The organism is Nocardia macrotermitis, from assembly GCF_009604405.1.
Taxonomy (GTDB): Bacteria; Actinomycetota; Actinomycetes; order Mycobacteriales; family Mycobacteriaceae; genus Nocardia; species Nocardia macrotermitis.
This window is the reverse complement of the sequence record NZ_WEGK01000013.1, coordinates 1-21,374: the sequence shown is the minus strand read 5'-3', so window position 1 is coordinate 21,374 and position 21,374 is coordinate 1. Positions and strand designations below refer to the sequence as shown.

Genomic DNA, 21,374 nt, shown 5'->3' with positions numbered 1-21,374 from the left:
ATGGTTGTCACCGGCCGGTTGGCCACGATCGCGGCGGTCGCCGCGGTGATCATCATGGTGCTGCTGCCCTCGTGGGTGGGTGTGCTCGCGATGACGGCGCTGCTGGTGCTGCTGCTCCTGATCGACGCGAGCAGCTCGGCCCGCGGCGCCGATCTGGAACTCGAGCGCGCGGAACTGACCACCGTGCGGGTCGGCCACGAGGCATCGGTGGAACTCGTGGTGACCAACCGGGGCCGCCGCACGGTGCGCGGCATGCTGTGGGACGACTGGCCCGACAGTGTGCGTGCCAGCCGTCGCGGTCATCGGCTCGGGCTCGCGCCGAACACCCGGACCAGGCTGGTCACCACCCTGACCCCGGCCGGTCGGGGCGATCGGGTGGCCGGACCGGTCACGATTCGCCTGCTGGGTCCGCTGGGCCTGGCCGGACGGCAGGTCCGCAAGCAGGTGCCCGCGCGGGTGCGCGCGCTGCCGGCCTTCCGCAGTGAGCGCATCCTGGCCTCGAAGGTCCGGCAGGTGCAGCAGCTCGAGGGCCGCAATGTGGTGAACATCCGAGGTCAGGGCACCGAATTCGATTCCTTCCGGGAGTACGTCGCCGGTGACGACGTGCGCTCGATCGATTGGCGCGCCACCGCCCGCGCGAGTGACGTCCTGGTCCGCACCTGGCGTCCCGAACGCAACCGGCACGTGCTGCTGCTGCTCGACACCGGTCGCTACAGCGCCGGACTGGTCGGCGGCGGCGCCTCCGGCAGCGCCGAGGCCACCCGCCTGGAGACGAGCATCGAGGCCGCACTGCTCCTGGGTGGTCTGGCCGCCGCGGCAGGCGACACCGTGGCCCTGCTCGCCTACGACCGTCAGGTCCGCGCCGAGGTCCGCACCAGCGCCGGCCAGGGCCTGCAACCGAAACTGATGCACGCCCTCGCCGGTATCGTGCCCGCCCTCGTCGACACCGACACCGAGGCGATGATCCGCGCCGCGGTCCAACGCGCCCGCCGCCGCAGCCTGGTCGTCTGGTTCACCGGCCTGGACGGCGCGATGGTCGAGGAGAACCTCCTCCCGGTCCTCCCCGTCCTGGCCCGCCGCCACCGCGTCCTGCTCGTCTCGGTCACCGACCCCGATATAGCCACCGCCGCCACCCACCGCACCACCACCCCCGAGATCTACACCGCGGCCGCCGCCGAAAACCTCCTGGCCGAACGCGCCCTCGTCCAAGAATCCCTGCGCCGCAAGGGAATAGACGTAGTAGCCACCTCCCCCACCCACCTCCCCGAAGCCCTCGCCGACGAATACCTCGAACTCAAGAAGTCCGGCGCGCTGTAACCCACCCCGGCCGTAAGGTGACGCGGGTGCGGAAGCCGGACTGGTATTGCGACGAGGTCATCCCGAAGCTGATCGCTGTAGACGTGGTCCGCGAGACCGACGAGGTCCTCGCCTTCCGGCCGCCGATTCCCGGGTTCGGCGCCGACCACGTGATCGTGGTCCCGAAATTGCATGTCCCGTCACTACTGGAACTCGGCCCCGAACTGAGCATCGAACTGCTGGGTGTGGTGCAGGACGTCGCGCGGGACGTCATCGACGAGCACGGCGGCTGCCAAGTTCTGACCAGCCTCGGCGACGAGCAGCACAACCGGCATCTCCACGTGCATATTGCCGCGGGAGAAGGCGTGGCGCGGTTCGTCTCTACGAGCGACGCCGAGCGGTAGCGACCGGGTCCATACCGCAGTGCGAACGGGAATCGTTGCGGCCGTGCGGGATTCAGTTCATCGAACGTGACCCGCGGCGCGTTCGGCGCGCCACCTCGGGGAGTCGACGAAGTAGGTGTCGTAGGTTTCCTGGCTGTCGAGGAGGTTCTGGACGGTGGCTTCGCCGCGTTCTATGCGGGCCAGGAGGCGGAAGTATTCGAAGCGTTCGACGCCGGGGGTCAGGGTGACTAGTAGGCGGGTCGAGATACCCGGGGTGGCTCCGAAGGCGTGTGGGAGGCGCTTCGGGACGACGAGTGCGCCGCCTGCGGCGAGGGTGGTGATGGTGTCGTCGAGCAGGACCTGTAGTTCGCCCTCGACGACGTAGAACAGTTCGTGGGAGCGGGTGTGGAAGTGCGGCTGCGCGCCGTCCGCGCCGTCGGCGAGACGCACCTCTTGCAGGCTGATCGCGGAATCGGTGGCGCTCGCGTCGAGCAGTAGCCGCACCTCGTTCGAGCCCGCGCCGAGCACCTCGGCGTCGTCGGCCTGTCGGAGAACTGGATTCACCAGGTTCGCTGTCATGATCACTCCAATAGTTAGCTAGCAGATAATTAGATATCTAACTATAAGTCCACGAACTACACTCTGTCGAGTGCGGAATACCGAACCACCGGATCGGGTGGACGCGATCGTCGAGCAGTGGCGTCGGGAACGCCCCGAACTCGACGCGGAAGTCATGGGCGTGCTCGGCCGCCTGAGCCGAGTCGTGCAGCTGGGCAGCGGCCGGGTGGAGGCGACGCATCGCCGCTACGGCCTACAGCGCGGCGAATTCGACGTCCTGGCCGCCCTGCGCCGCTCCGGCGAACCGTTCGAGCTGACCCCCTCGGCCCTGGCCGAAACCCTCATGCTCTCGCGCGCGGGCATGACCAGCCGCGTCGATCGCCTCGAACGCGCGGGTTACGTGCGGCGAGTCGCCGACCGATCCGACCGCCGCAGCCTGCGAGTGGCCCTGACCCCCACCGGACTCGAGCTGATAGATATCGCCGTCGCCGACCACGTCACCACCGAACAACGCCTGATCACCCCGCTGACCACACGCGAACGCACCGAACTCGATCAACTGCTGCGAAAAGTCCTGGCGCACTTGGAAGATCCCGACCCCACAGCACCGACCGGCTGACCGCACCCACCGCACGAAACCAAGCACCGGATCGGCGATGACGAAACAGACGCCACCTCAGGACAGACGTTGCCAACCCACGTCGACAGGTCCGGGAACCAACGGTGTCGGCGTGAGCGTACCGACGAGAAGTGGTGTCGCCGTACGGGATCGGGGCCGCGCCAGGGTACGGCGTTGACGCTCGGAGATCAGCGCGCCGAGGATCTGCAGGGGCGGGTAGGCCGCGGGCGCAGTGACGCGCAGCCGGGCGCACGCGGCATTGACCAGGCCGACCCCCAGGGCGTGTTGCACCTCGACGGTGAGGGTCGGGTAGCGGGTGAGGTATTGGCGAATCGGCAGGGCCAGATCCTCGGTGAGCCCGGACAGGTCCAGATGCTGGGCCCAGCCCTGCAACCAGGGTGGCGCAACGGCCAAGGCGGGCAACGGAATCAGCGCGCGGTCGTGCACGACGACGGTTCCGGCCAGCACATCCCCGACCCGGCGGCCGCGCGGGGAACACAGCGAGGTGAGCACCGCGACGACGCCGAACCCGCCCAGACTCCAGAAGTCGACGATGACCCACGTCAGCCCGCGGGTGAGCGCGTGCCGGAAATCGATCGGCCCACCGTCCCCGCGCACCACTCGCAGGCCCAACGCCATCTTGCCGAAAGTGCGCCCGCGGAACAGGGTTTCGCAGGCGACCGGATAACCGACCAGCACGCCGACGAACACCACCAGCACCACGGTCTGGAACCACGCGAGATCCGGTTCGACGGCCGCCACGATCACGAAGGCGATCAGCGCCAGCACCGCGCCCAGCGACGCTTCCAGCAGCAGATCGATCAGCATCGCCGCAGCCCGCGTGGGGATGCGCGCGATGGGCAGGTCCAGGGCGACGGCCTCGCCGGTGGTGAATACGGCCATGATGCTGCCCAGCCTAATGCGCCCGCGCGGCCGGGTCGCCCCGGTCGGGCAGGGTTTGTCGGTGCGACGCGCTAGCCTCGTATCCGATCAGCGGCCGGATTCGGCGGTACGGGAGGCATCCGATGGACGTGGACGCATATGCGTATACCAATCGCCCTGCGTGGAATCGGCTGGATCAGCTGACCAAGCAGCGCCGCCTCTCCGGCGCCGAGGCCGACGAGCTGATGGTGCTGTACCGCCGCACCTCACAGCAGTTGTCGAGGTTGCAGTCGCATTCCCCGGATCCGGAGTTGATCGGCGGGCTCAGCGCCCTGCTGACCAGGGCGCGCGGTCGGGTACTCGGCACCCGCGTCGAGGCGTGGCGCGCGGTCGGCCGCTTCTTCACGCACACCTTCCCGGCGGCGCTGTACCGCGTCTGGCCGTGGTGGATCGGCGTGGCCGCGGTCTTCCTGGCGATCAGCGTCGGATTGGGCGTCTGGGTGTCCGGATCCGGTTCGGCCCGCAGGATTCTGGGCATCTCCGGTGACAACCGCTCCCTGACCGATCCGGGCGGCGACTTCGAGACCTACTACTCCGAACATCCGGACGATGCGTTCGCCGCGCAGGTGTGGACGCACAACTCCTGGGTGTCCGCGGTCGCGCTGTTCACCGGGCTGCTGATCCTCCCGGCGGTGTACGCGCTGTTCATGAACGCGCTCAATATCGGCATCTCGGCGGGTCTGATGGCCGACGCGGGCCGCCTGGACGCCTTCTTCGGATTCATCCTCCCGCACGGAATGCTGGAACTGACAGCGGTTTTCGTGGCCGGCGGCACGGGGTTGAAGCTGGGCTGGACGCTGATCGATCCGGGCCGGTTCTCGCGCGCGCAGGCGTTGGCCCGGCAGGGCAGGGCCTCGGCGACGGTGGCGCTGGGTCTGGTGGGCGTGCTGGCGATCTCGGGGACGATCGAGGGTTTCGTCACCCCGAGCGGTTGGCCCGCCGCGGTTCGGATCGGAATCGGCGTGGTGGCCGAACTGGCGTTCCTGACCTACGTGTTCGGTGTGGGGCGACGCGCGGTGCGGGAGTCGGCAGTTACCAGCGGGCGCACAGCCGGTTAACAAGAGGTGATCCGCGGGGGTGGGGTGGCCGATCTCGGCGGGGGGATTTGAGAGCCGCTGGCCGCAGCGAGTCCAGCTCAGCTGCGGCCAGCGTTACCGTCAACTCTACACAATCGTTATCGCGATGCAACGCCTTCCACGCGAGTCCGGCGTATGGGTCGCGGGGTGAAAACCGCACGTCGGACAGGGTGTCTCGCACCTCTGGCAAACGCTTGGCGTCGTCATCAAAACACTTGACAACCCCGCTGAACCGCCCTTTGTCCGAACTTTCCCATTCCCCCGAATCGGCGAGACGGATTCACCTGTTCAGTCTCGAGGTAAGGTTTGCCAAAACTATTCACTTACCGTCCACATGTCTTGAAAATGCGCGTTCACCTGCATGTTTGTCACATCAATCAGCAATGACGAAAAGGTAGCCGGATAGTAAACAAACTTGAAGTCCGTTATCTCGGCCAGGTTCCGGAGAGTTGTTCAGCAGTAACAGGCATTCGACGCATCGGCACCCGATTATCCGGCCCGAGACACTGATCTACGAACGTTTCAGATCAGCCCGCTATCGCCCCGAACAACCCGTCCGACACCCGATCGCCGGCCGTGAGTGCGGCGAAGATCACACCCGTTCCCGGCGGAAAGCCGAAGCCGCTATCCGATCCGCACGATTCCGCTCAGCGTGCCCTGCAATACCCGGCGATCCCGGGTGATCAGCGGCGCGGTCTGCAACGGATCCTCCGCGATGGTCCCGGGCAGCGGACTGTGCGCGGCGGTCGCACCGGTATCTGCGTCGATCGCGGTGAATTCGAAACCGTCCGCCGGGGTGGTCGCCGCCGGGCCGACCCGGTTCACCGTGTAGATCAAGCCGTCCGGGGCGGACAGCATCGGCACGGCCGAACTGCGAACCGCGTTGTCCCAGACCGTCCGACAGCCGGACGCGTCGAGGTCGACCCGCGTCATACCGCCGGTGAAGGGGGCGTTCGGCGGCACCGCCGGACCCGCGCCCTGCGGCAGGGTCGGATACGGATAGCCGTAGGTACTCGCCACGACGACCGTGCGGCCCAACCCGATCGGAGCGTTCTCACTCCCCGGCCCGCCCCGCGTCAACACCGGTTGCGAGCACACCGACTGCCCGGTGCCGGAACGGAATACCAGCAGGTGCGCCGCCCCGGCCGCATTGTCGACGATGGCCACGTAGTCCGCACCGGTCCGCGGGCCGAAGTACACCGGCGTGGATCCGGTACCCCAACTGAGCTGCCCGGGTTTGCGTCCGGGCCCGCGATCGTAAGCCTTACGCCACAACACTTCCGGACGTCCCGAAACCGAACGCAATTCATACAGCGCATGCGTGGTCGCCACCGCGATCCGCCCGCCCGGAGTCGCGGAGATACTGTTCTCCACCATCTCCCCCGCGCCCAGCGAGATCGTCGCGGCATGCCCCGACGGATCGACCCGCCCGGCCACCGCGTGCTCGGTCACGAACCACACCCCACCCGACGGATCCGGCACCAGCCCGACCACGCTGTCCCCCGCGGGCACGACGCCGGACAGATCGACCGACGAGTCGACCCGCAACGACCACCGCCCCGCCGCATCCCGCGCATGCGCGATCCGCAGCAGCCGCCGCTGCCCGTCCACGACAACCAGCCGATCCGCGTTGTCGAGATAGGCATACACCCCGCCGAGCAACCCACCCTTCACCAAAGGCAATGTGGCCGAAGCAGTTCCGGTCACCCCCGTGGCCTCAGGATCGATCAACTCCACCGTCGGCGTCCGCCCCGCAATGGTCGTGCACAACGCCACCACCATCCCGTCCGCCCCCTGCAACAACGTCGGACACGCCGCCGCCAACGGATAAACCATCGTCCGCACCGCCCGCACCCCCGGCCCGGAAAGCGGTGTGGCATCGGAAGACCCGGCATCGGCATGCATGGTCGAACTCCCCTGCGGCCCCAACGCCGGACCAGGCGCCGCAAACGGCCCCCACCCCGTCACCCCCCACGCCGGCACCCCCACCCCCACCATCGCCGCCACACACAACACACCCACCCCAACCCGAATCCGAGCCACAGCCCACCACCTACCTGTTCCACCAACCCGACCAGCCACTCGCCGCAGCGTAACCGACAACACCGACAACCCTCCGGGACAGCGCGGAACGGCTGTCCGCCCGGGAAATCCGGACGGACAGCCACTGTTCACGGACCGAACGCAGCCGGAGGATCGCGCTGACACAGCTGAAACCAGGACTCTGTTGGCCTGCGGCTCCACAACGCGAGGATTCAGATCCTCTTGGACGACCTGGCTCCTCGTCGCATCTGCGAATCCGCATGATCGAGAGCCGAAATGCGACCGACGGTAGCGATCTCAGCCGATCAGCATGCGCACATCTCGGTCATTGTGGTTGTACAGCGCGGCGTCGAGGTCGTCGGGGCGATGTCGCGGCTGTCCGGTGATGAAGTAGTTCATCGGCGCGGAAATCCTCAGTCCCTGCGTCGGTGGGCTGACTCGGTGGGGGCAGCGGCGGGCGTCGAAAACGGCCAAGGTTCCGGCGCAGGGGGTAACACTCAGCGGCTCCCGGTCGGTCGGGCGTAGTTCCAGCCTGCCGCCGTCCTCCTCGGTGTGGGTGCTCAGGAACAGCAGGGCCGTCACCGGATTGGAGTCGAGATGCCACTCGTAGCCGTCTCCGCCCGGATCCAAGATGTTGACATTGACCGCGGAGGTGACCGCGTTGTCCGGATCCAGGGACATACCGCTGATCTCTTCGGCTATCCGATGGAAGCTCGTCCGATGCAACTCGAACAGCCAGGGTAGATGCTCGGCGATATCGTCCCCGGTCAGCAGTCGATAATCGATCACGGTGCCCAGTGGCTCCAGGCTGGTGCTGGTACCTCCGTGCAATTCCGATCGCCGCGACCACTGCTCACACACCCGATCCACGTGCGTGGACCAGTCCTGCGGCAGCAGATCGAGAACGTCGACCGTGGCGAAGAACGGCAGGCTCATTTCGCCGCCGCCTTCCCGGTGATCATCAGGTCGACGGTATGACCGAATCCGCCGTAATTGGCCAGCAGCGCGTTCGTCCTGATGAAGAACTTCGACTCGAAAACGCCGGCGAACGGCCCGAGTGACACGGTCCTGGCGGAAAGTCCGAGACCAGCGCACGTCTCGATCAGTTCCCGACTGGTATACCTTTTCGCCGGAACCGTCCCCGACGTGAATCCTCGACTCGAATAATCGATGACCCGACCGAATCCGAGAGCGCCCATGGAACCGATCGACAGCCGGTTCAGAAATGATAGATAGATACAGCCGGACGGCTTCATCCAACTTGCCACCCGGGCCAGTAGCTCACGCAACCGCAGATCGATGTACGACGCAGAGGTGAATGTGGCGATAACGAGATCGATGCCGTGGAAGCGGTCGGCGAGCAAACCTTCCACCGGCTCGTTGAGCAATTGGATATCGTCCGCGAATTTCGATCGGAATATATCCAGCATACCGGCAGAGGCATCGACGCCGATGTATTCCATATCCGGGCGTAGCTCGGTGAGCATGCCGTAACCAAGTCCGGTACCGCAGCCCAGATCGAGCACCTTCGGCGCTGGACCCTCCGGCAGCAATGTCGACAGACGCCTCGCGACGATGACATTCTCGGCTGCCGACCATTCGGTCGAATACTGTAGATCGTAGGTCGGCGCGACGGCATCCCAGTAGTATTTCTGACGCTCGAGCCAAGGTGTGGTCGAATTCGTGGCAACCGGTCTCGCTACGGCATCGCGACAGACCGGTTCACCGGCCCCGAAATCAATGCCCCCGGACCCCACGACAGTCTTCTCCACCTACGACACCACTACTTTCTCGATTGAGAGTCGGCTGTTGACAGCCGACCGGATATTTGATCATCGGATTCGCTCAGACGCCGAGAAACCCACAGGTCACACGAGACTCTGCGAGTTCGACCAGCAGCCGAAAACCCCCGGTGGCAACCCCGACAGGGAAAGCGCACCGGAGCAATCGGAACTATGAGTTACCGCCCCACCCTGCCTATCCGGACGTTTCGATCGCCGCGAGCCGCGTGAATTCACGCGTTGCCGTTCTCAGGCGGTAGGTATCCATCAGGAAGAATGTGGAAGGTGACGACGGGGACTCGATATACCCGATCCGACCGTCGCTTCCGATGTAATCCTCGATGTACTGATGAAGAATCGGGCTCCGCTGCCGCAGACCGACCACATCGAGTTCATATATCCCGAAACTCACAAAGATATCTTCACGTGCAATACTGAAAGTGCAGCGACGCAGATCCGCGGGCTTCACCTTCAACCGGCGCAGGAGCGCGCGGTACCGTTCGATCACCGATTCGACGTCGCGCATGCCCGGCGACAAAACATAACGGTATGCACGCTTCTTGATCAGATTATCGGCGACGATCGCAATGGTATTGCTGGGCGCCACTCCACGTTCGATGTTGCTGTCGATCTCGATGACGTCCTCACTGAGATCGACGGCCACGATGGTACTGCTGGAACTGTAACGCTCGAGTTCGAGAATCTGCTCCCGATCGAGCATGCCCTGCAAAGTGGTCGGGCGTTTCGAGGCCGCTTGCGCTGCGGCGTCTATCTGCTCGGTGATCGTTTCCGCCAGAATTGTTCCGACTTTCGTGATGAAAGCGGATTGTGCGGCGATACCGGCCCGCACCGAATCCACACCCACCTCGACGTAGCGCGCCATCGGACCATATTCCAACGCACCGCTGGCCTGGGTTACCACATCCTCGCCGAACATCAGATAATCGAGCGACACCTTGAACAGATCGGCGAGCGCGATCAATTTCTCGATACTGGGAGTGGTCTGACCGTTGATGTACTGCGACAATGCCGCCGGAGTGATGCCGAGGTCGGCACAGACCTGTCGCCGGTTGCCCCGGTACTCGCCCTCGTCGACGAGATGTCTGAGCGTCGCCGCCAGTTTCACCTCGCGCATGAGTGGCTCTCCAGTCGCCTCCGGGTGGGTACGCAGGGAAGGTACCACCATCAAGCGACGCTAACAAGCGTTGACGCACGGTGTTCAAGCGAACTTATACCTAGTCGATCTGGGTGAACAGCGCCCCGAACCTGGTGAACGGTGGTATGACGGCAGCCAACCTGCAGGGCTGGATCAGAAGTCGTGCGCAGCACCACGAAACCCGAGCCGAAGCCGTCGGGTCTGCTGAGGAGAGTACCCATCATCAAGTGAGACTATTCGGACGAAAATAAGCCGTATCGCGCCACTTGACAGCAAGGCTGACCGCAGTTCACTCTCGAGGTATCAGGGCCGCAAGGCCCCCTGATCCCCGGAGGAGAGGTGCCTCCCATGAACAAAGATCCGTTCTGTGGCCCCTTCGAGGCCGATCAGCTGGAAACCTTCATCGCGAAAGGCGTGAATCCAGCGGCCGTGCTGCCCAATCTCACCCAATACGAACAAGCGAGCACGAACCTCGAATACAACCTGTGCGATGCACACAGCCACCAGTGGCAGGACCCCACACAACTCGACGTCATCCCACTATTGCCGAGCATATACCTGCGCAGCGCCTGTGGACGGCAACACGACATCGAAGCCGAATTCCAGCGCACCTTCTTCGGGCTCGCCGGGCAGCATTCGATGCGGACGAGCCCGTACCGGCTGCTCAGCAACTGCGCGTCCGCGTCCATCGACATCGTCGCCACCTATCTGGGCGCGCGGAACATGTCGGTGGGTCTGTTGCAGCCGTGCATCGACGCCCAGGTGATGATCCTGCGTCAGCGGAAGGTGCGATTGATCCCGATCGCCGAGTCGATGCTGGCCCACCGCACCCTCGACGCATCCCTGCTGAACCTGCTCACCGGCGAGAATCGCCCGGACGCCCTGTTGATCACCCTGCCCAACAACCCCACCGGATTCGCTCTGGACCAAACCGAATTCGAATTCCTGGCACACACCTGCAAGGCCACCGGAACGCTACTGATCATCGACTGGGCGTTCCGATTCTACGAGAGCTACGAGACCTGGGACCAGTACGCGATCCTGAACGAGATCGGTGTGGAGTACGTGTGCATCGAGGACACCGGGAAGACGTGGCCGACCCTCAACCAGAAGTGCAGCATCCTGGTCGCCAGCCCCCGGCTGTACCCGGACCTGCGGGAATTGCACAACAACGTCACCCTGTACGTGAGCCCGCTCGTCCTGTGCCTGCTCACCGCGTACCTGGCGGACTCGCAGGAACGCGGGCTGGACAGCACCGTTCGCGACCTCATCCGCACCAACCGCGACGTGCTGCATCAGGCTCTGTCCGGGTCGGTCCTGGCCCCCGCCACCGCCGACCGCACCGGGGTCAGCGTCGAATGGATTCGCATCGAGTCCGCCGATCTGACCGGCCCCGACCTGGCCGACCTGGTCAGGAATTTCGGCATCGGCATCCTCCCGGGTGATTTCTTCTACTGGGCCGATCCGCAGGCCGGTTCGTATCACGTACGTTTCGCACTCGCCCGGGAGGCCACCCACTTCGCGCTGGCCTGTCGCCTGCTCCGCAGCCTGATCGCGGCCACGCCGCGTTTGCGATCGGCAGGTGCGGCATGAGGATCATCTGTCTCGACCGACCGAGCTTCCTGCCGCGGGAATGGCGGGACGCGTTCGCGACGCTCGGCGAGTTCCAGGTCTTCGAGGATCATCCCGATCCGGAGACCGCGCTGCGTCGGCTCCGCGATGCGGATCTGGCCGTGGTGGAGGCGACGCCGTTGCCGGGTGAGTTGCTGCGGCAGGTTACCCGGTTGCGGTATATCACGTTGGCCACCAATGGTTTTCACGGTGTCGATCTGGATGCGGCGGGGGCTGCCGGGATCACTGTCGCGCACTGCCCGGATCATTCCCGGGTGGCGGTCGCCGAGTATGTCTTCCGGCTGTTGTTCGAGGTGACTCGTGGCGGGAGGGTACTGCCCGGGCGGGAATTGCGTGGGCGGACGCTGGGGCTGCTGGGGACGGGGCGGATCGGCGGACATGTCGCGGGGATCGCGGCGGGGTTCGGGATGCGGGTCGTCGGCGCGAATCGGAGGGGAACGCCGGTGCCCGGGGTGTCGGTCGTGCCGCTCGAGGAACTGCTGCGCGAGGCCGACGTGCTGTCGGTGCATCTACCGCTCGACGGCGACACCCGGGGCATCCTGAACGCCGAACGGCTGGCCCTGCTGCGGCCCTCGGCCGTGATCGTCAACACCAGCCGCGGCGAGCTCATCGATCAGGCCGCGATGGCTCGGCTGCTGGTCACGGGCGGTCTGGCGGGCGCCGGACTCGACCACATCACCGACGACGCCGCCGATACGCTCCGCGCCCTCGACAACGTCGTGCTGACGCCCGGTACCGCGTGGGACACCGAGACCGCCCGCGCCGACAATCCGCGCGAGATCTTCGACAACCTCACCAGCTACCTCGCCGGCCGACCGCAGCACGTGCTCACCGACGGCACGGCCGAGAACCCCGCCGCATAACCCGCTCCGATCACGGGTCCCCTTGGGTAGCAACGGATTTGCCGAACGAGTATCGACCGACCACCCACGGTGACTGTCCCCCATGGGTTATCGTTGGATCAGCGTGTCCATGATCCGAATCATCTTCGGCACGAGCGTATTTCAGGGGTGGCGTATATGCAGGAGGGGTCCGCGCAGTCGGTTCCGGTGTGTTCGTACACCGAGTGGGATCCGCTCGAGGAGGTCGTCGTCGGCATCATCGACGACGCCAGTTTCCCGCCCTGGCACATCGCGCTCCCGCCGGTCCTGCCCACCGATCAGCTCGACACGTTCCGCGCGCGAGCGGGCCGCCCGTTCCCCCGGGAACTGGTCGCCGCGGCGGCCGCGGAGCTGGACGAGTTCGCGCGCATCCTGGCGGGCGAGGGGGTCCGGGTCCGTCGCCCGGAACCGATCCCGCAGCGCGTCACCTACGCCACCCACACCTGGTCGAGCACCGGCATGTACGCCGCGATGCCCCGCGACACGCTGCTGGTCATCGGCTCGGAGATCATCGAATGCCCGATGGCGTGGCGCTCGCGCTATTACGAATGCCTGGCCTATCGCCCGCTGCTCAAGGAGTACTTCCGGGCCGGGGCACGCTGGAGCGCGGGCCCGAAACCCGAACTGCTCGACGCGCAGTACGACCGGAACTGGGCCGAGGCGACCGCCGCGGACACCTCGCCGCGCCTGGTGATCACCGAATTCGAGCCCACCTTCGACGGTGCGGACTTCCTGCGCTGCGGCCGCGACATCATCGCGCAGCGCAGCAACGTCACCAATGCCTTCGGCATCGAATGGCTGCGACGTCATCTCGGCGACGAATTCCGTATCCACGTCCTGGAATTCGACGATCCGCACCCGATGCACATCGACGCCACCCTGATGCCGCTCGCACCGGGAAAGCTGCTGATCAATCCCACCCGCGTCCGCGAGACACCGCGCCTGTTCAAGGACTGGGACATCGCGGTGGCCCCGGAACCGGTTGTGCCCGAAGCACATCCGTTCTATCTGAGCAGTCGCTGGCTCAATATGAATCTGCTGATGCTGGACGAGAACCGCGTCGTCGTGGAACGCCGCGACGAGCCGATGATCCGCACCGTGACCGACTTCGGGCTCACCCCGATCCTGTGCGACTTCCGGCATTTCAACAGTTTCGGCGGCTCGTTCCACTGCGCCACCCTGGACGTGCGGCGACGGGGGCGACTCGACTCCTACTTCTGATCGACCTCCGATCGACTCCGCTCATCCCGGTAGGGCCGTCTGCCCCGACACCGCCAGCAACTCACGCACATCCGCCACCGCCCGCGTCACGGCATGCTGTGGCTTCAGACCGTCGAGGATCTCGAACGCGCGCCGCGGCACCTGCCCGGTGCGGAACTCACCGGGCAGCCGCTGCCAGGCGGCGCCGACCGTATCGCAGCCCTGATCCACCTGTCCCGCATCGAATTCCGCGGCCGCCACGTCCAGATCCAGCAGCGCCTTGCCGATCTCGTCGTCGCGGATGAAGGGCATCTCGAGCACCCGTTCCCGCAGCGGCGCGGCGGCCTGGTGCGCCCCGACGGCGGCCAGCGCGTTGGTCTGATGCCAGCGCAGCAGATATTCGCTCACCCCGACCCCGTCCGCGACCGTGGCCTCGGCGGGCAGCTGCTCGTACATCCGCTCCGCGTTACGCACCGCGTCGATGGTCTCGCGGCGACGCCCCAGCCGCGCGTGCACACCCGCTTCCACCAGATGTCCCAGTACCGCAGCGGGATTCGCGACCCGCGCGCCGGCGGTCTGCGCCTTCTGCGCCGCGGTGAGACCGGAGGCGTACCCGTGCCGCTGACAGGTGCACGCATCGCCGACGTGTCCGGCGACCCACGCCTGCACCGTGTCGTCCTCGGCGCGTCCGGCGGCCAGCCGCGCGATGCGGAACCACTCGAAGGTCTCCTCCGGACCGGCGATGTCGTTGAGCCGGATCGCGATGAAACCCGCGTTCTTCGCGTACATCCGATGCAGCCGACGACGCGCCGATTCGGACGCGGCGCGCAGCAGACACGCCTCGATCCGCGCGAGATCGACCATGCGCGAGGGGATGAACTCCGCGGGTGGCGTGGTGTAGAGACCGAACCCGTTCTGCTCGGTGAGATCCTCCAGCATTCCCACATACGCCGTGGTCGCCCGTCTGCCCCCCGGTTGTTCGAGTTCCTCGTTCGACCATCCGACCAGCACGGACGGCGCGGACATGAACGTTGCCCCCGCGGCAGCGAAACCCAGGAAATGACGTCGGTCCACCGTGTCCTCGAGTTCTCTTCGTGGCACCGGATCCGGTTCGGAGTAGTCGGTCCCGAAACCGAGCCGGTCGGGCCTGGTCCGGTAGAGCAGACAGAGTGCGTCCAGATAGTGCGGGGACGGCGTGTCCTGCCCGCATTCCCACTGCGACATCCGCTGGTGGGCGAGCCCCTCGGCGGGCGTACCACGTTCTCGCAGTAGCTCTTTCAGCGCGTCAACGGCTTCGACGAGCGTGTATCCGTGCACGATCCGATGCGCCCGCAACAGCGACACCCCGCAGTGCCGGTGCACCGCGAGCGCGGCCTCGTGGTCACGAGCGCCGTCCGCCTTCGCCGCGCGCGCGGTCCGTCGCGCACACGAAATACCGTGTCGGACATCGTTCCCCTGGCTGCTGTCCATACCTTGTTTTCCCCGCCCGGAATACTCCGTAACCAGCATGAATACTCTGTAAACAGAGTATCGCCGACGTCGATCGGGAGCGAGGCCGATCGAGCGAATGCACGGAACGCGTGCAGACTCGCCGCAGGGACCTCAGTCGGGCACCGACAGGTAGCGCTCGAGATGCTTGCCGAGAATGTCCGCCAACTCCTGAGCCCGCAGAACCAGATCCTCCCGATAGGTGACGACGGTGTTCCAGTACAGGCAGAGGGTGCCGCGCGGACTGTCACCGCTGCACACCGGCATCCCCATCCAGCTGTGGAAACCTTCGGAGACAACGAGATCGGCGACGGACCGGAAGAGCGGATCGGTGCGGGCGTACTCCCGGGTGCACGAAATCCCAACGACGACAGATTGATGCGAAGAACCGACAGCGTGGAGGTGGAACATGGATGTGTTCGATGCGATGGAGTCGCCGATGACCATGCGATGGTTGTCCGGGGATCCGGTGCCCGACGAACTGATCGACAGACTGATCCGGGCGGGCGCCAGAGCGTCGAGTCCGGAGAATTCCCAGCTCTGGGATTTCGTCGTGGTCAGATCAGCGGAACAGCGGGCGCGGCTGCACGAGGCCATCGTTCCCGATATCTCCGCGCTCGACTCGGTCCGCGCGCGGCTGGCGGGTGCGGTCGATCCGGTGAAGCGCCGGATGAGAGAGAGCGCCTATCACCTGTCGGCCACTTTGCGCCAAGCCCCGCCTGAGTATCGAACCTGCACGACGGAACCTGGCCGTTCCCCCTGCGCGAGGCCGTCCTGAGCGACCACCTCACCCACACCGACATCACATCGGCCTCGGCCGCATACCGAACCGACCGCCTCGCCCGTTATCGCCAGGTCCACCACCACGCGGACACCATGGCCGAGGCACCGACCCTCTCGTCCTACGTGAATTGCTTCGCCGAATACCTGACCTGACTCCACGACACCTGACCCAGCACCGATACAGACCGCACGGTCTGCCGGATGGCAAAAAGTGGCCACAGATGTGAAATTCCCGACAAACCCACCGATTCGACAACCGGGACACGCCGAACCGGAACCGGACCGCCCCGGGAACCCCGATCCGACAGGGGAACCCGATCCGATACCGAAAAGAATGAGGGCCGGAGAAGATCTCCGGCCCTCATTCGTTCTGGTGGGCGAAGGGGGACTTGAACCCCTTCTCACGGCACCCGTGCCACGATTACGTATTCGAGTGGTTCGAATATGACCTGCTCAGTAGCCTTTGTCAAGACACTACGCTGCTGAGCCAGCCGGACGATCCCGCGAGCACGGGACTGACCAACACACCCGAGTCGTCATACGAGTGCAGCGCGAACCATCCCCGCGCGTGCGGGACCGACCGCAAGGTCCGGCCCGGCCACGGCCCGTTGACCGGAACATCCCCGCGCGTGCGGGGCCGACTTCTGCAACCGGCCACCCCACCGGGCACCGTTCGGACCATCCCCGCGTGCGCGAGGCCGACCACAGGACACCGCGACCTCGATCTCCGATGCGGGGACCATCCCCGCGTGCGCGGGGCCGACAGCAGTGAATCGATGTCGTATCCGTCCGCGGAAGGACCATCCCCGCGTGCGCGGGGCCGACAATCACCCGCCATACGCTGGCGCGCGACGTCGAGGACCACCCCCGCGTGCGCGGGGCCGACCACCGAGTCAACATCTTCGCGGACCGTCAGCTCGGACCATCCCCGCGTGCGCGGGGCCGACGTTTTTGTTCGCGGGTCCCAGTTTTGAAGGGGAGGACCATCCCCGCGTGCGCGGGGCCGACTGTGTCGCAACGAGATAGATGGTCGCGGCTGTAGGACCATCCCCGCGTGCGCGGGGCCGACACTTGCTGACCTGCAACGCTATCGCTCAGAGTAGCCATTTTTCATCACTTGGTATCGGGCCAGGCTTACTTCGGACTGTCTCTTCACACTGTCAGACGACACCGCAGTCAGTCCGAGTTCAGGCCGATCCCCGCGCGAGCGGGCCCACGAGATCCAGGCGCGGGCGGTGCGGTTCACGGTCGGCGGCACGGTGGTGTTCGCACGCCGATTGGTGCAGCCAGCACCAGGGGCAATCCGTTCCTGACCTCGGCAGTTCGTAACGAACTGGCTCGCGCGAACCTGCTCACGCGATGAAAACAACGATGCTAACCGTCAGAATCGTTTGGTCGTAGCCATACTTCTCCTCCTTATTTCCTTACTCCGTTCCTACTGATACCCGTAAATAAGGGAATAATGATTGCTAGTACCCACCCTTATAGATACATTAGATACACGCAAACACAAGAGCGCGGGCCACTGGTAGGACAGTGGACCCGCGCTCAGAGTTAGAGCAGACCGTGCATCATCATCGCAAGAAAAGCCCAGATGATCGGGGTGTTTGCGTAGCGGAGGGGGACCTCGGCGGTAACGCCTACTACTGCCGAGGTTCTCCTCCTAGCTTTCCTCCTTCTCTTGGACACGTGGTTTTCACCTCCTCTCAAGGACGCAGCCATCCACGTCGCAAACCGCAGATGACCCCATTGAGGATGCGCCGGAAGCATTTCGCTACCGACGCCATTTAGATTAACGGAATTTCAGGGGCTGTCTACCTTTCAGCCCCTGCGTAGCCCCTGCGTAGCCCTACGTGTCCCTCGGTACCCGTCGAAACTGACAGGGACGTGAACGACTCCCGAGGAGAATGCATTGAGCGACAAGCCGACCCAACGTACGCGATTGACCATCGCGATCGAGCTGACCAAGTTCACCGACACTGACGTCGACACCGACTCGGATGACCTGAGCATCTACAACGACTGGTCCGAACCCGAAACCCGTTTGGACACATGAGAATTACCAGCCTCGATGCACCGGCGGCGGCAACCTCGAAGCCGCTACGGCAACGAGCCGACTCACCTGAGATACCGCAGCATCGCGCCGGTGATAGGGAGGACTCGTGGCCTCATTCTCGCCATCCGGTTCCGTTCATGCGTTCGAAGTAGGCATCGTCAGCGGCTTGTATCTCGGCCTCGGTCATGGGTTTTCGCTTCGCGGGTTCGTCCGTACTGGGGAACGTTTCGCGGATGGCCTCGAGCCCGGCCTGGACTCGGGGGTCGCTGGTCAAGGGACGTGTTGCTGCCGCGGCTTGTTTCGCGGCGTCGCGTTCGGCGGCTGCGGTCGCTTCGAGGATGAGTTGGGCGAGTTGGGTTCCCAACCGGGATGTATCGCGGGGGAGGTGGAGATCGCGGAGATGTCCGGCGGCGTCAACGGTCGCGACGATTGTTCCGTTAGCTGCCTTGCCGACGCCCTGGATCTTCGCCATCGTGGTGCGGACGAGGTCGGCTTTGGCGCGGATGTCGGCGAGTGCCGCGTCGACGTCGGTGAGGTCACTCATCGAGCAGGTCCGCGAACTCGGCGACGATTGCGGGGTTGCCCTTGGCGTTGGGGTCGGCGATGTGGTCCAAGGGGCTTCGTGGTGGGAAATATCCGTATTTGTCCGTCATTGTCTTCCGAGTTGGATCGGCCCCTCGAGCCCGGAGAATTCGGATCGTTTGCACGGGATCCCCGGTGGGGGCAACCGCGGCCCAATATATGGCGGGCATTCCTCTTTCGGTGAGGGCGTCGATGTCGGCTCCGGCGTCGAGGAGACGTTCGACGACATCTGGACGTCCTCGGCTCGCCGCGAAATGCAACGGGGTCCATCCTGCGGAGTCAGGGAAGTTGACCTCTTCGCTGGCGAGCAGTCGTTCGACGTCGGTCAGGTCGCCGTCAAGGGCGGCGTAGTGCAATGCTGATCGGCCGTATTCATCCAACTCGGTCACTACTTCTGTTCCCTTCGGTGGCTGCGGTTGCCGTATCGGTCCTCGACGTGGAAGTAGTCGGGGTGGCTGTTGACGTAGTCGTTCAGCTGCTCCTGAGTCATATTCTGCGCCTGGGCGTCCGCGAGCAGTTTGCGGTTCTCGAAGCCGCTGTTGTGTCCGAACTCCCAGGTCGGATTCACCGGGTACATGGATCCGTTCGCATTGTCCATGTAGTACCTGCCGTCGGGTGACTTGGGCAGCTGCTGAACCCATGGCTTGTCGGCGTAGGACTTGTTGATCGGCACCTTGACTTCGGGCTCGGAAGCGACTTTGTAGAACTCCTTGGCTTCTCCAGGTCGGCCCCAAGTCTCGGTTTGGGCCAGGATCGCATCCTCGGTGCCTTGGCGCAACGAAGGGCGTCGCAGCTTGGCCCAGGAGGTGAACGACCCTGGTGCGGCCGCATCGGCCCCCATCGGCCCTGCGAGGGCCGGTTCCGCGCGGAGCAGAGGGATGAGTAGCTCGGCACCCCGTGCGATCGCTTGGGAGATCGCTACGGGGACGCGGGAGAGCTCGGCGAGCCCGATGAGGGTGCGAATGAGGTTCGCGATGTCTGCGCCCGCGCGGGCGATGATCAGGGCCATCGCGCCTTGGGCGCCGGCTTCGGCGCCGCCGCCGGTGAAGAAGGCCAGAGCAGCGCCTGCGGCTTGGTCGGCGGCGATGAGGGCGGCCATCTCGATCAGCGCTTTGATGATCGCTTTCTTCGTGGCGTCGACCGCGGTGGCGTAGGAGTCGCAGGAGGTGGCGAGGCTGTCGCAGATCTCGGCCATGCTCGTGAACTGGCCCTTGACGATGTCGTGCTGTTCCAGGGCTTGGGCGGTGTCCGGGCTGTGCTGGGCGTCGATGAACGGCCGCGCCTGGGGCACGGTGGATGCATAGAGTTTGTCGCGCATCGTGCGCCATGCCTGGGCGGCGGCGCGGAGCTTGCCGGGGTCGCCGTTGGGCCAAAGCTCGCCTTGGACACAGCCTTTCACCCATGCCCAGCCGGTGGGTTCGGGATCACTGCCACCGAAGGTGACGGGCGGTTCGGGTGGGTTGTACACCGACAACGATCCCGGTGGGAATACCAGGTCGCCCGGTTTCGGATCGGGTGCGGATTGGGAGTTCGCGTTCGCGTGATTGGCCGCGGTGTGCTGGAGCAGGTCGTGCATCTGCCCGCATGCCAGCGCGAGGTCGCCGAGTGAGTCGATGGCCTCGTACGCGGCCGGGTCGTACTCCTTGGACCAGGCCAGCCCGGCGTTGTCCGAACCCGCCGAACCGCCGCACGTTTTCAGGGTGTTGCACAGCGCGGTGATCGCCGGAACCAGCTGTTGGTCGTGCACTTGCGCATAGACTCCGGCGGCCTTGGTGAACCCTTCGGGATCGACGGCCACGGTCGGAGCCATCAGGGCCACATCCGGGTGTTGGTGTCCACCGCGTTGCTGTAGTTCGCGTGTGCGCGCTCGGCGACCTTGCGCAGATCGGCGAGATTCTCCCGCATCTCACCGACACCGGACACCCACTTGCCGTGTGCGGCCTGCTGCGCGTCGGCCGCGGTACTCGTCCACGACATGTGCAGGTCCTTGATGTGCCGATCGACCTCGGCCAGCCAGGTATCCACGGCCGCACCGAATTTCGTCATGGCATCGATCGACTCGGCCAGCAGCTCGAGGTCGACGCTGAACTTCTCGTCATTACCGGCCATGGCTAGATCTCCGGCAGATCCAGACTGCTGCCAGCGATGCCGTCATGAAAGGAAACATCTTGTGCTACATAACCATTCGCCGCGGTGATCAACGCGGCCGACGAATCATCAAGCGCGGCAATGACTGTGTCGGCACCCTGTTTCCACTCGGTCCACGATCCCTCGTACGCCGAGGCGGCCTTGCTGTCCCAGCCCTCGGCGAGCAATCGCTTGCCGATCGTGTCGTCGAGTTGTTTCAGCTGGGCCCGCATCGCTGCCGCCTGATCGGACACGAACCGGGATGCCTCCCACAACCGGTTCGGATCGACCCGCAACTCACCACCCATCGCGCGTCCCTCCTGGCCTCTCGCACACGCACTACCGACAACCACCACCTACCGAGCAGGAAATCCTGCGCGAGCGACTCTTCCGGCATCTCGCTCCACCGTACCCACACGGCGGCAACCCCTGTCAATGCCAGCAGCAGTGTGCAGCAACACATTCCGAATCATGCATGGCGTTTCAGTGCGGTACCTCGGTCGCCCATCAGCTCCTGTGGCCATCCAACCAGGGCGAGCCGTGTTCTGTCCGCCGCTGCCAGAACCCGTGCATTCGGCTCGACAGTCCGCGGACTATGCCGCGCCGACATCGGCCCCGAACCTGATTCCGGTGATCAGTCTTAGCCTGAATCCGTGGACGTGGTCGGTGGGGCGGGGTGTGCCGGAATAGGAAAAGTGCCTTCCGAGCTGCGATGATTGATGTTCTCTACGCAACAATCAACAGCAGATCGGGAAGACACTTTCAGTGCGA

Annotated in this window: 22 protein-coding genes and 1 CRISPR repeat array; of the genes, 9 read left to right on the top strand and 13 right to left on the bottom strand. The window is 65.1% G+C overall.

Annotation, left to right across the window (positions count from 1 at the left end):
- Together NRB20_RS26730 and NRB20_RS26725 are read left to right on the top strand one after the other, a co-directional pair.
- A complete protein-coding gene (locus NRB20_RS26730; protein ID WP_153413838.1) occupies nt 1-1,317 on the top strand; it encodes a DUF58 domain-containing protein in 1,317 nt (438 codons plus the stop codon).
- A 26-nt stretch (nt 1,318-1,343) separates the two neighbouring features.
- Nucleotides 1,344-1,700, top strand: a complete 357-nt coding sequence (locus NRB20_RS26725) for an HIT family protein (protein WP_319945436.1) — start codon at nt 1,344-1,346, stop codon at nt 1,698-1,700.
- A 57-nt stretch (nt 1,701-1,757) separates the two neighbouring features.
- Here the strand turns inward: NRB20_RS26725 and NRB20_RS26720 are convergent, their stop codons facing one another.
- Nucleotides 1,758-2,258: a cupin domain-containing protein gene (locus tag NRB20_RS26720; RefSeq protein ID WP_153413836.1), complete on the bottom strand. Its 501-nt coding sequence runs from the start codon at nt 2,256-2,258 to the stop codon at nt 1,758-1,760.
- 70 nt (nt 2,259-2,328) lie between these two features.
- Here NRB20_RS26720 and NRB20_RS26715 point away from each other — a divergent pair, with 70 nt between their 5' ends.
- Entirely contained in the window at nt 2,329-2,856 is a 528-nt protein-coding gene (locus NRB20_RS26715) for a MarR family winged helix-turn-helix transcriptional regulator (protein ID WP_319945435.1), read from the top strand.
- Between the two features lie 57 nt (nt 2,857-2,913).
- On the opposite strand, the gene NRB20_RS26710 is transcribed toward NRB20_RS26715, so the two are convergent.
- Complete coding sequence (locus tag NRB20_RS26710; RefSeq protein WP_153413834.1) at nt 2,914-3,759, bottom strand: RDD family protein; 846 nt, start codon at nt 3,757-3,759, stop codon at nt 2,914-2,916.
- A gap of 122 nt (nt 3,760-3,881) precedes the next feature.
- Here NRB20_RS26710 and NRB20_RS26705 point away from each other — a divergent pair, with 122 nt between their 5' ends.
- The gene (locus tag NRB20_RS26705; protein ID WP_153413832.1) at nt 3,882-4,856 is read left to right on the top strand and encodes a stage II sporulation protein M; all 975 of its coding nucleotides are present in this window, start codon (nt 3,882-3,884) and stop codon (nt 4,854-4,856) included.
- 642 nt (nt 4,857-5,498) lie between these two features.
- On the opposite strand, the gene NRB20_RS26700 is transcribed toward NRB20_RS26705, so the two are convergent.
- The 4 genes from NRB20_RS26700 to NRB20_RS26685 all read right to left on the bottom strand — a co-directional run bounded on the left by NRB20_RS26700 (nt 5,499) and on the right by NRB20_RS26685 (nt 9,833).
- Nucleotides 5,499-6,872, bottom strand: a complete 1,374-nt coding sequence (locus tag NRB20_RS26700) for a hypothetical protein (protein WP_406603883.1) — start codon at nt 6,870-6,872, stop codon at nt 5,499-5,501.
- 342 nt (nt 6,873-7,214) lie between these two features.
- Nucleotides 7,215-7,853 carry a 2OG-Fe(II) oxygenase gene (locus NRB20_RS26695; RefSeq protein WP_153413830.1) on the bottom strand — a complete coding sequence of 213 codons (639 nt, stop codon included), beginning with the start codon at nt 7,851-7,853 and terminating at the stop codon, nt 7,215-7,217.
- Nucleotides 7,850-8,689 carry a class I SAM-dependent DNA methyltransferase gene (locus NRB20_RS26690; protein WP_153413828.1) on the bottom strand — a complete coding sequence of 280 codons (840 nt, stop codon included), beginning with the start codon at nt 8,687-8,689 and terminating at the stop codon, nt 7,850-7,852. Before NRB20_RS26690 ends, NRB20_RS26695 begins: the two co-directional genes overlap by 4 nt.
- 205 nt (nt 8,690-8,894) lie before the next feature.
- Nucleotides 8,895-9,833, bottom strand: coding sequence for a helix-turn-helix domain-containing protein (locus NRB20_RS26685; protein WP_153413826.1), 939 nt, complete (start codon nt 9,831-9,833; stop codon nt 8,895-8,897).
- Between the two features lie 369 nt (nt 9,834-10,202).
- Between NRB20_RS26685 and NRB20_RS26680 the strand changes: the two genes are divergently transcribed.
- The 3 genes from NRB20_RS26680 to NRB20_RS26670 all read left to right on the top strand — a co-directional run bounded on the left by NRB20_RS26680 (nt 10,203) and on the right by NRB20_RS26670 (nt 13,588).
- The gene (locus tag NRB20_RS26680; protein WP_153413824.1) at nt 10,203-11,447 is read left to right on the top strand and encodes an aminotransferase class I/II-fold pyridoxal phosphate-dependent enzyme; all 1,245 of its coding nucleotides are present in this window, start codon (nt 10,203-10,205) and stop codon (nt 11,445-11,447) included.
- The gene (locus tag NRB20_RS26675) at nt 11,444-12,349 is read left to right on the top strand and encodes a 2-hydroxyacid dehydrogenase (protein WP_153413822.1); all 906 of its coding nucleotides are present in this window, start codon (nt 11,444-11,446) and stop codon (nt 12,347-12,349) included. Before NRB20_RS26680 ends, NRB20_RS26675 begins: the two co-directional genes overlap by 4 nt.
- Nucleotides 12,350-12,505: 156 nt before the next feature.
- Nucleotides 12,506-13,588 carry an amidinotransferase gene (locus NRB20_RS26670; protein WP_153413820.1) on the top strand — a complete coding sequence of 361 codons (1,083 nt, stop codon included), beginning with the start codon at nt 12,506-12,508 and terminating at the stop codon, nt 13,586-13,588.
- A 21-nt stretch (nt 13,589-13,609) separates the two neighbouring features.
- On the opposite strand, the gene NRB20_RS26665 is transcribed toward NRB20_RS26670, so the two are convergent.
- Both NRB20_RS26665 and NRB20_RS39665 read right to left on the bottom strand, forming a co-directional pair.
- On the bottom strand, nt 13,610-15,037 hold the full coding sequence (locus NRB20_RS26665) for a helix-turn-helix domain-containing protein (protein ID WP_153413818.1): 1,428 nt from the start codon (nt 15,035-15,037) through the stop codon (nt 13,610-13,612).
- Between the two features lie 132 nt (nt 15,038-15,169).
- Entirely contained in the window at nt 15,170-15,466 is a 297-nt protein-coding gene (locus tag NRB20_RS39665; protein ID WP_406603878.1) for a GAF domain-containing protein, read from the bottom strand.
- Here NRB20_RS39665 and NRB20_RS26655 point away from each other — a divergent pair.
- Nucleotides 15,465-15,833: a nitroreductase family protein gene (locus tag NRB20_RS26655; RefSeq protein WP_153413814.1), complete on the top strand. Its 369-nt coding sequence runs from the start codon at nt 15,465-15,467 to the stop codon at nt 15,831-15,833. The two genes, NRB20_RS39665 and NRB20_RS26655, sit on opposite strands and share 2 nt — an antisense overlap.
- 558 nt (nt 15,834-16,391) lie before the next feature.
- Nucleotides 16,392-16,907: direct repeats of the CRISPR family, unit length 28 nt; unit sequence GGACCATCCCCGCGTGCGCGGGGCCGAC.
- An 843-nt stretch (nt 16,908-17,750) separates the two neighbouring features.
- Nucleotides 17,751-17,894, top strand: coding sequence for a hypothetical protein (locus tag NRB20_RS26650; RefSeq protein ID WP_153413812.1), 144 nt, complete (start codon nt 17,751-17,753; stop codon nt 17,892-17,894).
- 112 nt (nt 17,895-18,006) lie between these two features.
- Here the strand turns inward: NRB20_RS26650 and NRB20_RS26645 are convergent, their stop codons facing one another.
- From NRB20_RS26645 to NRB20_RS26625, 5 genes are read right to left on the bottom strand one after another with little or no spacing between them, the layout of a single operon-like run.
- Complete coding sequence (locus NRB20_RS26645) at nt 18,007-18,438, bottom strand: YbaB/EbfC family nucleoid-associated protein (RefSeq protein WP_153413810.1); 432 nt, start codon at nt 18,436-18,438, stop codon at nt 18,007-18,009.
- Nucleotides 18,431-18,865, bottom strand: a complete 435-nt coding sequence (locus NRB20_RS26640) for an ankyrin repeat domain-containing protein (RefSeq protein WP_153413808.1) — start codon at nt 18,863-18,865, stop codon at nt 18,431-18,433. The genes NRB20_RS26645 and NRB20_RS26640 overlap by 8 nt, the downstream gene beginning before the upstream one ends.
- Complete coding sequence (locus tag NRB20_RS26635) at nt 18,865-20,286, bottom strand: GH-E family nuclease (RefSeq protein ID WP_153413806.1); 1,422 nt, start codon at nt 20,284-20,286, stop codon at nt 18,865-18,867. Before NRB20_RS26635 ends, NRB20_RS26640 begins: the two co-directional genes overlap by 1 nt.
- Nucleotides 20,286-20,585, bottom strand: a complete 300-nt coding sequence (locus tag NRB20_RS26630; protein ID WP_153413804.1) for a WXG100 family type VII secretion target — start codon at nt 20,583-20,585, stop codon at nt 20,286-20,288. The genes NRB20_RS26635 and NRB20_RS26630 overlap by 1 nt, the downstream gene beginning before the upstream one ends.
- Before the next feature lie 2 nt (nt 20,586-20,587).
- On the bottom strand, nt 20,588-20,911 hold the full coding sequence (locus NRB20_RS26625) for a WXG100 family type VII secretion target (protein ID WP_153413802.1): 324 nt from the start codon (nt 20,909-20,911) through the stop codon (nt 20,588-20,590).
- Between the last annotated feature and the right edge of the window lie 463 nt (nt 20,912-21,374).